The organism is Acetobacter papayae JCM 25143 (assembly GCF_000613285.1).
Classification (GTDB): Bacteria; Pseudomonadota; Alphaproteobacteria; order Acetobacterales; family Acetobacteraceae; genus Acetobacter; species Acetobacter papayae.
Map to the genome: position 1 here is coordinate 20,902 of NZ_BAIN01000028.1, position 10,780 is coordinate 31,681.

Genomic DNA, 10,780 nt, shown 5'->3' on the forward strand with positions numbered 1-10,780 from the left:
GTTTTTCTGGCCCATTTTTCATCAGACGGTGTGTTATGACTGACGAAACTCTCCGCGCGCATATTGAAACCCTTTGGGAAAAGCGTGACGGCATTTCCTCCGCTACTCAGGGGGCCGACCGCGCCGCCATTGAAAGCGCGCTTGAAGCGCTGGATTCCGGCAAGCTGCGCGTTGCGGCTCCGCAGGACGGTGGCTGGGTGGTGCATGAATGGCTGAAAAAGGCCGTTCTGCTCTCTTTCCGCCTGAATGACAGTGTGGTCATGCCCGCAGGGGCTGCTGGCGCTCCGGCCTATGACAAGGTGCCGCTGAAATTCGCTGGCTGGGATCAGGCTCGTTTTGATGCGGCTGGTTTCCGTGTGGTGCCGGGTGCGGTTGTGCGCCGTTCCGCCTTCATCGCTCCGGGTGCGGTGCTGATGCCGAGCTTTGTCAATGTTGGCGCACATGTCGGCAGCGGCACCATGGTGGACACTTGGGCCACGGTTGGTAGCTGTGCGCAGATCGGCCGTAACTGCCATATCAGCGGTGGTGCAGGTATTGGCGGCGTGCTGGAGCCCCTGCAGGCAGCCCCCGTCATTATTGAAGATGACTGCTTTATCGGCGCGCGTTCGGAAGTGGCGGAAGGCGTGATCGTGGAGCGTGGTTCCGTGCTGTCCATGGGCGTTTTCCTTGGGGCTTCGACCAAGATTGTCGATCGCGCCACGGGCGAAATCTACATGGGCCGGGTGCCGGCTTACTCGGTGGTGGTGCCAGGCACCATGCCGTCTTCCAACCGGTTGGTGCCGATGGCCGCCCCAATCCGGCGCTGGCTTGCGCGGTTATCGTCAAGCGTGTTGATGAGCGCACCCGTTCCAAGACTTCAATCAACGAACTGCTGCGCGACTAATCGCGCAGAGGAGGCTCCGGCATGACGGAAATGACCACGGATGGCACAGCCTGCACGGCCCCAACATTGCGGCCGGGTGACCTGTCCAACCCTGTGGCCGTAGCGCAGGCGCTCATTCGCCTGCCTTCCGTTTCCCCCGATCCGGGGGAGAGCCAGCAACTGCTGGCCAGCATGCTGGAAACTCTGGGCTTTTCCGTCACCCATCTGCCATTTGGCGAGGGGGCGGAACGCACCCCCAATTTCTTTGCCCGTCTGGGCACGGGCGGGCCGCATATCTGCTACGCCGGGCATACCGATGTCGTGCCTCCCGGTCGGGTGGATGACTGGCGCTACCCGCCTTATGAAGCGCATATTGCTGATGGCCTGTTATACGGGCGCGGTGCATGCGACATGAAAGGCGGCATTGCCGCGTTTGTGGCCGCCGTGGCCCGGCAGGTTGCGGCTGGTGGCGTGCAGGGTTCCATCAGCCTGCTGATTACAGGCGATGAGGAAGGCCCGGCCACCTATGGCACCAGCAAGGTGCTGGAATGGATGCAGGCACACGACCAGATACCCGATTACTGTCTGGTGGGTGAGCCGACCAACCCCCGCGTTCTGGGTGAGATGGTCAAGGTCGGGCGCCGTGGTAGCTTGAACGCACAGATTGTGGTGGAAGGTACGCAGGGGCATGTGGCCTACCCGCAGCGGGCCGATAATCCGGCGCACCGGCTGCTGGCCGTGCTGGAGGCCCTGCGCGCCACACCTCTGGACCATGGCACCCAGTATTTCGAGCCGTCATCCCTGCAGGTAACAAGCATTGATATCGGCAACGATGCCACTAACGTCATTCCCGCGCGGCTCAGGCACAACTGAATATCCGCTTTAATGACCTGCATACCGGCAAGGCTCTGATAGGCTGGGTTGAAACGCTTTGTCGCCAGCATGCGCCACGCTCTACCGTTACGGCCAGAATTAGTGGAGAATCTTTCCTGACCCAGCCGGGGCGCGAAACCCGTGCGCTGGTAGCGGCCATTCAGAAGGTAACGGGGCTTGAGCCCAAGCTCGATACCGGGGGCGGCACGTCAGATGCGCGCTTTATCGCGCAGTATTGCCCGGTTTCCGAATTCGGGCTGGTCGGGGCCAGCATCCACAAGGTGGATGAACATGCCGCGCTGGATGATTTTGAGAAGCTGACCTGTATTTACCAGACTTTTCTGCAAGAGGTGTGCGCGTGATTTCAGACGGCAAACCAATGGGCGTGGTCAAGCGCATCGTACAAGGCATGCTGCTGCTGTCCAGCGGACGCAGGGAAGGCCTTGCGTGTTTTGAAGGCACCACCAACGCGCTTGGTGCGGCCATGGCCCCCCAGCTTGCCTTTGTTCTGGTCGGTGGTTTGCAGGTTTTTCTGCAGCCCGACACGGTTATGGAACTGGTCAAGCTGCTGTTGTCGTTCTGTGTGTTGCTGATGCCGCTGGTTATTTCCCACGCCTATGCCCGGCGCTGGGGGCGTGAGGGTCTGTGGCTGCGCTACATGACTGCTGCCACCTGGTGTAACTGGATGATCGTGCTGGTGTCTCTGGTCTGCACGGTTCTGGCGGTTCTGTTGTTCCCGGCCCTTGTCAAGGAGCCATCCTTTATGGTGGCTCTGGTGTTTGTGGCGACCGTGTATGAAATGTGGCTGCAATGGTTTGTTGCACGGGTAGGGCTGGAGCTTGGTGCGGGCCGTGCAATCGTGCTCTACCTGTCGGTGCTTCTGGCCTGTTTCGTGCTGTATGCACTCGTAGCACTCCTGCCGCCCCACTACCTGTTCATGCATGATCTGCTCCAGCCATGGTGGGTGGCAACACGCAGTCCTGAGCAGGGTGCGACCCTAGACTTTTAAACCGGTTTGATGCCTGTGCGCTGCGTCAGTGCCGCGCTTGGGTAAAAGGGTCGGGGTCATACCCGACACCGCTCAGGTAAAGCCCTTCCGCTGGTGCTGTTGGCCCGGCGGCGGAGCGGTCGCGTGCTGCGAGTGCCTGCATAACCCGCTCAGGTGTCCACTGGCCAGTGCCGACCAGCTTGAGTGTGCCCACCATGTTGCGCACCTGATGGTGCAGGAAAGACCGCGCTTTCGCGGTTACCAAAATTTCATCCCCATCGCGCTGCACGGCCAGATGATCAAGCGTGCGCAGGGGGCTTCTGGCCTGACAGGCAACTGCGCGGAACGAGGTAAAGTCGTGCATGCCCAGCAGCAGGCTGGCGGCTTCGTTCATGCGCTCGGCATTTAGTGGTGATTTAACATGCCAGACATGGCCCGCTACCAGTGCCGGGCGCGCACGGCGGTTGAGAATACGGTAGCGGTAAGAGCGCCATGTGGCGGAAAACCGCGCACTCCAGTCCAGCGGAACCGCTGCGGCATCCACAACCACAACAGCGTGGGGTTTGAGATGAAAGCTCAGCCCCTCGCGCACGGCATGGGGGGTGAGTTTCAGCCCTGTGGGAAAATCCAGATGCGCGACCTGCGCTAGCGCATGCACGCCTGCATCTGTCCGCCCGGCGGTAATGCTGCCCACAGTTGCGCCGCCAGCCAGTCTGCTCGCCGCTTCTTCCAGCAAGGCCTGCACGGACAGGCCGGAAGACTGGCGCTGCCAGCCAACAAGCCCTGCGCCGTCATATTCGATTTTGACAGCCCAGCGCTGGATCGCGGCTTCGTCAGTCATGGGTGGTGGTGGCTTCGCCCAGTCGCAGGCCTGCGGGCAGGGTCTGGCCACGCAGGAAGGCATCGGCCTGCATCATGCCACGTCCGGGCCGTTGCAGGGCCAGCAGGCGGATAGAGCCTTCGCCACAGGCGATGCTCAGACGGTCATCCAGAATGGTGCCGGGTGGCGCATGCGGCTGATCGTCCGAGAGTGCCGCCGCCCCGATCTTGATAATCGTACCATCTGGCAGAGTGGTGAAGGTGCCGGGCCATGGGGTGAGGGCGCGGATACGGCGGTCAATGGCCGTCGCACTCTCCTGCCAGTTGATACGCCCATCCTCGCGCGTAAGGCGGGGGGCGTAGGTAACACCCTCTTCTGGCTGGGTCTTGGGAGCCGCGCCTTCCGCCAGCACATGCAGCACCAGTTCGGCCCCCATGAGGGCAAGCTGGTCGTGCAGGGTAGAGGCGGTTGTGGCGGCGGTAATAGGCACGCTGTCGGCCCGCAGCATGGGGCCGGTATCCAGCCCGGCTTCCATCTGCATGATGGTCACGCCGCTTTTTGTATCCCCTGCCAGAATGGCGCTCTGGATGGGAGAGGCCCCACGCCAGCGGGGCAGCAGGCTGGCATGGATGTTCAGGCAGCCCAGCCGGGGGGCTGTCAGCATGGCAGGCGGCAGAATCAGCCATAGGCCGCGACAATGGCGGCATCGGCCTGCAATGCGGCAAAGGAGTCCCATTCGGTCTGATTGGCGCGCAGGGAAACCGGGTGCCGCACTTCCAGCCCCAGTTCTTCGGCGGCGCGCTGTACGGGGGAGGGGCGCACGGCCTTGCCCCGGCCCGCAGGGCGTGGCGGCTGGGAATAGACGGCGGCGATATCATGCCCATGTGCGTGCAGCGCACGCAGGGCGGGCACGGCAAAATCGGGCGTGCCCATGAAGACAAGACGCATGAACCGGGGCTTTCTGCTAACGGGTCTTTGCGCACTCAGGCGCGTTTGAGTTCCTTGGCCAGCCGACGCAGGATCATGTTGCGGCGCAGGGTGGACAGGTGATCCACAAACAGGATGCCCTCGAGGTGGTCCATCTCGTGCTGGATGCAGGTGGCCAGCAAGCCGCTTGTGTCGCGTTCGATGGTTGCGCCATCAATGCCGGTCCAGCGCACGCGCACACCCTCGGGGCGGGCAACTTCGGCATACTGATTGGGCAGCGACAGACAGCCTTCCTCATGTATGTTCATGGCATCGGTTTCGCGGATGATCTCGGGGTTGATCATGATCAGCGGATCGCGGGCGTCTTTTTCGCCCAGATCAACCAGCAGGAAACGCTGGCTTATGCCCACCTGCGGGGCGGCCAGACCAATGCCGGGGGCGGCATACATGGCGGCGAACATGCCGGGCAGCACAGCACGGATGTCCTGCATATCTTCTGGGCGCACGGGCCGGGCCTTCTGGCGAAGCACCGGGTGGGGCGGCGTCAGGATTTCAAGCGGCGTCGCCTGTGCTGCTGCGGCGGCAAAGGCGGCATTGGTAAGGAGTGCGTCTGTCATAAAGGCGGATTTAGCCTCCTGTCAGGCAGATGCCAGAAGAAAAGCAGCCCGCACATGACAAAGTGGCCGGGCTGCAACAGTGGCTGCACCCGCTGCAAGCCCCGTTAGCATAGCCTGATCGGGCTTCCTGCGTTGGTGCGGGAGGCTCCGGGGTGATGGTTGTTACTCCGTAGCCACAGACTCTGGGCCAAAAAAGGCATCATCCCACCATATATAGCGGGTCGGGGTTGCGTGCGGGGCAGAACCTCCCATATCGTTAATAAAGCCGGAACGCCGTTACGGGTCCGGCCTTCTGTCTCGCTCAGGAAGGAGGAGGCTTCTACACCATGTCAGGCAGGCTTTTTGGGTCGCCCATGTTTTTGGGGTTCGACCATCTTGAACAGATGCTCGAACGCGCGGGCAAAGGGGCGGGAGATGGCTATCCGCCCTACAATATCGAGCAGATTGCCCAGAACGGGCTGCGCATTACGCTTGCAGTCGCCGGTTTCCGTATGGAAGACTTACAGATCACTCAGGAAGACAACCAACTCGTGATCCGTGGTCGCCAGACCGATGAGGGTGAAGAGAAAGTCTACCTGCATCGTGGTATTGCTTCACGCCAGTTCCAGAAGGCGTTCGTTCTGGCGGAAGGTATAGAAACAGGCGGCGCTTGGCTGGATAACGGCCTGCTGCATATCGATCTGTTCCGTCCCCAGCCCGAGGTGCGGGTCAAGCAGATCGAAATTATTCAGGGTGGGCAGAAACGCGCGGGTGCGACACTCAAGCCCCGCTCTGCCGCCCGGGTGCTCCGTCCGGTTACGGATGTGAGTGATAGCTGAGCACGCAAGAAGGAGGACGCCATGAAAAGTGCAAGTGAAAACAGCCGGGGCCCGGCGTTGCTGAAGGCCGAACCGCTGCTTGATGTGCGCCAGCTTTCGGATGTCCAGTTCCGTTCTCTGGGGTTGCAGCAGGTTGCCTATATGCGGCCCGCAACGACAGAAGATGGCGAGGAAGCTGCGCCATTTACGCGGCCGACGGCTCCCTTCTGGCCGTGGTGGAAGACATGGAAACAGCATGGGGGGCTATCATGCAAAATGACATGGTGCCCGCATCGCTCCAGTAAGGGTTCTTGGGGCCAATAAATGGGAAAAGGGGCCGGAAACGGCCCCTTTTTTTATGGTGCAGCCTGGGTGTTAGGCCCGGTGCGGTTCAGACGGGTGCGGTATCCACCCAGCCGATATTGCCATCGTCACGCCGGTAAACGAGGCTGATCTGCCGGTTGCCCGCATTGCGGAACAGCATGAAATCGCTCCCCGCGAGGTCAAGCCGCATGACGGCTTCTCCCACCGCGAGCAGGGGGATATCGGTAGGCTGTTCGGCAATAATGGTGGCGTAGGTTTCATCCGGCCGGGACTGGCTTTCTTCCGTCGGAGTGGCCTGCTCGCTTTCATCGACCGGGCGCAGAATATAGGAGCGCGCTTTTTGGGGCAGTTCCTGCCGTGGGGCGGTACGGCTGTGGGTCGTGACCCGGCGGTGGTAACGGCGCAGACGCTTGGCGATATGCTCGGCGGCGTCATCAAAAGCGGCATTGGCATCCGAGGCCTCGCCTTCTCCACGCAGGATAAGCCCGCGTCCGGCGCGGACATTGATATCGCAGGTAAAGAACGAGCGCGCCCGGCTGAATGTCACCTGCGCTTCCAGCCCTTTGTCAAAGTATCGTTCAGCCAGGGTGCCGAGATGCGCGTTGACCCGATGTTTCAGGGCGCTGGAAAGGTCAACCTGTTTACCGGAAACCTGTATATGCATAGGACATCGCTCCTTGCTGCTGACAGGCAGAGCCGAGCGAGCCTGAAAAGGCGGCGTCAATCCGCACGCGGATTCAGGCCCGGGCGGTTTGCCCTTCTGCGTCGCGGGTGGACACCGCAACGCTTCGTTTGCTATTTGGGCACGCCTTCTGGGGGCGTGTCCATGTCTTTGTTAAAGTTTTAATGCGGCAGAGCAGGGCAGGGTTGCATCGCTCGGGCACGAATGCGTAACCATGAAATACAGAGCCAACCAGATGGGCCGGATTCTGAAGGAGAGCCACCATGCTCCTGCGTTCTTCCCTGGCGGACACCATGCCCCGCATGCCGCGCAGTCCCTGGCAGTGGCGGATCAGGCTCGGCTGTCTGGCTTTTCTGGCGCTGGCTTATGGTGGGTTGATGTGGCACATGATGCACGCAACACACCCGCATGATACACGGGCTAAACAGCCTGCGGGCATGCTGCATATTCCCGTTAAACTACTGGCGCCAGAGCGCGCGGAGCCCGCGCCGGTAGCGCCCCCCATTATGCTGGAGGCCCCGCCACCGGCCGTGTTTGCGCCGCCAGTTGTCGAACGGGGGCACCATGGGTGAACTGTCTCTTGCCAGTGTGCATCTCTATCCCGTCAAAGGGCTGCATGGCCTGACCCCGCCTGCGGCACTGGTTCGGCCATGGGGGCTGGAGGGCGACCGGCGCTGGATGGTGGTGGAACCCGGCGGCCAGTTTCTGACGCAAAGAGCCTGCCGCGCTATGGCGCTGATAACGCCTATTCCCACATCCGAAGGCTTGACCCTGACACGTGCGGGCAGCAGGCCCTGTCCGGTTCGCTTTCCTGATGTAGAGGCCCCGCAGCTTGCCGTTACCGTGTGGAACGATACGGTGCGCGCGCGTGACGCGGGTGACGCAGCGGCCCACTGGCTGTCCGAGGCGCTGGCGCGGCCCTGCCGTCTGGTCTGGATGCATGTGCCGGAGCTTGCGCGGATACGCTCCCTGTCGGGCGAGGATGTTCCGGTGTCCTTTGCGGATGGTTATCCTCTGCTGGTTGCCAGCATGGCATCTCTGGCGGACCTGAACGCACGCCTTGCCCCCAAACCCGCTATCCCCATGAACCGTTTTCGCGCGAATATCGTGGTCGATGGTGCCTTACCGTGGGAGGAGGACGGCTGGCGCCTTCTGTCCATTGGCACGGCGCTAATCCGTATCGTGGCAGCCTGCGCGCGGTGTGTGGTGACAACGGTGGACCAGCATACTGGCCAAATTCCCACATCGGGTGAGCCTTTGGGCACGCTGGCACAGTTCCGCCGGGCCAGCGAGGGCATCATGTTCGCGCAGAATGCCATTGTGGAAAAAACCGGCGTGATCACGGCGGGAGACAAGGTTGAAGTGCTCGAGCGCGGCCCTTCCAACCTCGTTCTGGCGGGCTAGAGCGAGAAGCTCTCGCCCAGATAGACGCGGCGCACATCTTCATGCGCCACAATTTCTTCCGGCACGCCCTGCATCAGTACCTGCCCGCTATGCATGATATAGGCGCGGTCGATAACCTCGAGCGTTTCACGCACATTGTGGTCGGTGATCAGCACGCCAATGCCACGATCCTTGAGGTGCGAGACCAGATCACGGATTTCACCCACGGCAATAGGGTCGATCCCGGCCAGAGGTTCGTCCAGCAGGATGTAATGGGGCTGGCTGGCCAGTGCGCGTGCGATTTCAAGACGCCGACGCTCACCGCCGGACAGGGCGAGCGAGGGTGAACGCCGCAGGTGGGAAATGCCGAATTCGCCCAGCAGGCTGTCGAGCATCATCTGGCGCTGGTCTGGGTCGGATTCCACAACTTCCAGTGCCGCCATGATGTTCTGTTCAACATTCAGGCCACGGAAAATACTGGCTTCCTGCGGCAGATAGCCAATGCCCAGCCGTGCGCGGCGGTACATGGCAGGTGGGTTATATCTGCGCCATCAAGGGTAATGGAGCCTGTATCGGGCTGGATCAGCCCAACGATCATGTAAAAGCTGGTGGTCTTGCCCGCACCATTGGGGCCAAGCAGGCCCACGGCCTCGCCCCGATGCACCTCAATCGAGACATTCTTGACCACTTCACGCTTTTTGTAGCTTTTGCCAATCCCGTGCGCGAACAGGCCATTACCCGGTGTGTTTATGCCGGTCATGCTGGTGGCGGCCATGTCAGAACCTCAGAGGGGGAGTGCATCTGCTCTGTTTCCAGGGTCATGCCTATTTCCTGTCCGATGTATCGGCGTTGGCGGGAACAACCACGCCGCTCACCCGTCCGCCCGGCAGTTCCGACATGGTTGCCAGACCCGTGTGCATGTTGATGATGGCGGCAGCACCCTGAATCTGGTTCGCCCCGCGGGTGATGTGTACATTGCCCACGATACGGGCAATGCCGGTATCAGGCACGTAAACACCACGATCCCCTGTAACGGTTTCTGTCTGGGTTCGTACCCAGACATGGCCGAACGCGTTCACTTTTTCCAGCTTGCCCGAACCGTTTTCCATGGGCGACGTACCATCAGCGGCGGGTTTATCCGTCTTGGCTGTCTTGTCATCCGCCGGGGTATTGGGGGCGCTGTAGCCAACCAGCACATCAGCGCGGATCTGGCGCTGGTCATTGGTGGTGACGGTGGCGTTGCCACGGCCGATGGAAATATGCTGCTGGGCATAATATTCCATCGAATCCCGCGCGGTCAGCACATCTTGCGGGGTAGTCAGCTTCATGTTCTTGCCGGTCATGACCATGGTGGCTGATCGATGTCATAAACCGCGTGGTCGCCCCAAGCCTGATCGGTCTGGGTGTAGATATGCACATGACCAATGGCTTCAAGCCGGTAGATTTCGTTGGCCCCCGAATCCTGCCCGTCATCAGCTTTGGGCGCGGTTTTTTTGTCCGCGCCAGCCTGTGTGGCATCCGGCTGGGTGGAAGCGGGCGGCGTGCCGCCATTGGCCGGAGGCGTGCCGGGGGCTGCCGCCGGGGTGCCATCGGCTGGCGCTTTCTTGCGGTAAAAGGCGATCAGCTTGTCCGCCGTGACGGTGACATCGCCCCGCACAGCCTTGGCCTGATCATAGGCCGTGACCTTTTTCTGGTTCTGGTCCCAGTCAAACCCGCCAGCCGCGGTAACGGTAATCTGCCCACCATGCGACATGTCGATGGCCTGCGCATGGGCGGGGCGATGGAGCGTGAGAGCCGCCAGCGCAAGGCCGGACAGCAGAACGCCGGTGCGGGCAGGGCGCTGGCGCAGGAACCCGGACAGGAAAGGGGGGACAGTACGCATGTCAGGACGCCTTTTTGCTCTGGTCCGGGGTGCTGTGGCGGTCATCATTGATGATAAGCCGCCCGGGGCCGCGAAACTGCGCGATGCCATCATGCTGGGATAGCAGGAATCCCTGCGCGTCAAGCTGGCCGAACGGGCCTTCGATATGCACCCATGCGTCGGAGGCGGCAATGCCGCGTTTGACATCGATATCGACCATGGGGGTGCGCATCATTAGCCCGTCACTGCGGTAAAGCGTGACATCACCAGTCAGGTCCAGCAGGTGCGCGTGCTGCATGTAAACGCCCTTGGCCGAGCGAGCCAGCATCCACCCACCTGACTGGGGCAGGATATCCGCCACCGGGCTGGTCAGGTCCATGCGGTTGTCATTGATCTGGTGTGCGCTGTCCGCCGTGATCATGAAGGGACGCTGCTGCTCGTCCACCCCGCGATAGGTGGCCCCCACGAGGTTGCCACTTTCAATACGGATATTGGCCAGTTCACGCAGCACCGTTTTGTTGGCGCTGAGCAAGTGCTCCACCTCGGGCCATGCGATGATGCTGCCCAGCAGCAGCAGGGCGGCGGCGGGTAGCGCCCATTTGGCGCGGCGCAGCAGGGTACGGCGGCGGGCCAGATTGGCGCTGTC

At 61.7% G+C, this 10,780-nt stretch carries 9 protein-coding genes and 5 pseudogenes; 7 read left to right on the forward strand and 7 right to left on the reverse strand.

Annotated features, from left to right (window positions below):
• Window positions 1-35: 35 nt before the first annotated feature.
• From dapD to JCM25143_RS08390, 3 genes and pseudogenes are all read left to right on the forward strand, one after another.
• A pseudogene (dapD, locus tag JCM25143_RS18055) lies at window positions 36-883 on the forward strand (2,3,4,5-tetrahydropyridine-2,6-dicarboxylate N-succinyltransferase).
• Between the two features lie 30 nt (window positions 884-913).
• Window positions 914-2,097, forward strand: a pseudogene (gene dapE / locus JCM25143_RS18060) (succinyl-diaminopimelate desuccinylase).
• The gene (locus tag JCM25143_RS08390) at window positions 2,094-2,744 is read left to right on the forward strand and encodes a hypothetical protein (protein ID WP_234395134.1); all 651 of its coding nucleotides are present in this window, start codon (window positions 2,094-2,096) and stop codon (window positions 2,742-2,744) included. Before dapE ends, JCM25143_RS08390 begins: the two are co-directional and overlap by 4 nt.
• A 25-nt stretch (window positions 2,745-2,769) precedes the next feature.
• Here the strand turns inward: JCM25143_RS08390 and truA are convergent, their stop codons facing one another.
• From truA to def, 3 genes and pseudogenes are all read right to left on the reverse strand, one after another.
• Window positions 2,770-3,564 carry a tRNA pseudouridine(38-40) synthase TruA gene (gene truA / locus JCM25143_RS08395; RefSeq protein ID WP_025860762.1) on the reverse strand — a complete coding sequence of 265 codons (795 nt, stop codon included), beginning with the start codon at window positions 3,562-3,564 and terminating at the stop codon, window positions 2,770-2,772.
• A pseudogene (gene fmt / locus JCM25143_RS18065) lies at window positions 3,557-4,491 on the reverse strand (methionyl-tRNA formyltransferase). The gene truA and the pseudogene fmt overlap by 8 nt, the downstream one beginning before the upstream one ends.
• A gap of 35 nt (window positions 4,492-4,526) precedes the next feature.
• Entirely contained in the window at window positions 4,527-5,087 is a 561-nt protein-coding gene (gene def, locus JCM25143_RS08405) for a peptide deformylase (RefSeq protein ID WP_025860764.1), read from the reverse strand.
• A 326-nt stretch (window positions 5,088-5,413) separates the two neighbouring features.
• On the opposite strand from def, the gene JCM25143_RS08415 reads away from it, so the two are divergent.
• Both JCM25143_RS08415 and JCM25143_RS18070 read left to right on the forward strand, forming a co-directional pair.
• A complete protein-coding gene (locus JCM25143_RS08415) occupies window positions 5,414-5,905 on the forward strand; it encodes an Hsp20 family protein (protein ID WP_025860765.1) in 492 nt (163 codons plus the stop codon).
• A 21-nt stretch (window positions 5,906-5,926) separates the two neighbouring features.
• Complete coding sequence (locus tag JCM25143_RS18070; protein ID WP_234395135.1) at window positions 5,927-6,208, forward strand: hypothetical protein; 282 nt, start codon at window positions 5,927-5,929, stop codon at window positions 6,206-6,208.
• Window positions 6,209-6,275: 67 nt separating this feature from the next.
• Here JCM25143_RS18070 and hpf read toward each other — a convergent pair whose 3' ends face one another.
• The gene (gene hpf / locus JCM25143_RS08425) at window positions 6,276-6,872 is read right to left on the reverse strand and encodes a ribosome hibernation-promoting factor, HPF/YfiA family (RefSeq protein WP_025860767.1); all 597 of its coding nucleotides are present in this window, start codon (window positions 6,870-6,872) and stop codon (window positions 6,276-6,278) included.
• A gap of 281 nt (window positions 6,873-7,153) precedes the next feature.
• On the opposite strand from hpf, the gene JCM25143_RS08435 reads away from it, so the two are divergent.
• Window positions 7,154-7,462 carry a hypothetical protein gene (locus JCM25143_RS08435; protein ID WP_025860769.1) on the forward strand — a complete coding sequence of 103 codons (309 nt, stop codon included), beginning with the start codon at window positions 7,154-7,156 and terminating at the stop codon, window positions 7,460-7,462.
• Entirely contained in the window at window positions 7,455-8,294 is an 840-nt protein-coding gene (locus JCM25143_RS08440; protein WP_025860770.1) for an MOSC domain-containing protein, read from the forward strand. The genes JCM25143_RS08435 and JCM25143_RS08440 overlap by 8 nt, the downstream gene beginning before the upstream one ends.
• On the opposite strand, the pseudogene lptB reads toward JCM25143_RS08440, so the two are convergent.
• The 3 genes and pseudogenes from lptB to lptC form a co-directional block, all read right to left on the reverse strand.
• Window positions 8,291-9,048 (reverse strand): annotated as a pseudogene (lptB, locus tag JCM25143_RS18075) (LPS export ABC transporter ATP-binding protein). The gene JCM25143_RS08440 and the pseudogene lptB sit on opposite strands and share 4 nt — an antisense overlap.
• 49 nt (window positions 9,049-9,097) lie before the next feature.
• Window positions 9,098-10,155: pseudogene (locus tag JCM25143_RS18080) on the reverse strand (LptA/OstA family protein).
• A gap of 1 nt (window position 10,156) precedes the next feature.
• On the reverse strand, window positions 10,157-10,780 hold a 624-nt coding region (lptC, locus tag JCM25143_RS08455; protein ID WP_025860771.1), incomplete at its 5' end, for an LPS export ABC transporter periplasmic protein LptC.

Excerpts from the sequence above, each read along its gene's own strand:
- truA (WP_025860762.1), bottom strand. The coding sequence starts at position 3,564 with ATGACTGACGAAGCCGCGATCCAGCGCTGGGCTGTCAAAATCGAATAT.
- def (WP_025860764.1), bottom strand. The coding sequence starts at position 5,087 with ATGACAGACGCACTCCTTACCAATGCCGCCTTTGCCGCCGCAGCAGCA.
- JCM25143_RS08415 (WP_025860765.1), top strand. The coding sequence starts at position 5,414 with ATGTCAGGCAGGCTTTTTGGGTCGCCCATGTTTTTGGGGTTCGACCAT.
- JCM25143_RS18070 (WP_234395135.1), top strand. The coding sequence starts at position 5,927 with ATGAAAAGTGCAAGTGAAAACAGCCGGGGCCCGGCGTTGCTGAAGGCC.
- hpf (WP_025860767.1), bottom strand. The coding sequence starts at position 6,872 with ATGCATATACAGGTTTCCGGTAAACAGGTTGACCTTTCCAGCGCCCTG.
- JCM25143_RS08435 (WP_025860769.1), top strand. The coding sequence starts at position 7,154 with ATGCTCCTGCGTTCTTCCCTGGCGGACACCATGCCCCGCATGCCGCGC.
- JCM25143_RS08440 (WP_025860770.1), top strand. The coding sequence starts at position 7,455 with ATGGGTGAACTGTCTCTTGCCAGTGTGCATCTCTATCCCGTCAAAGGG.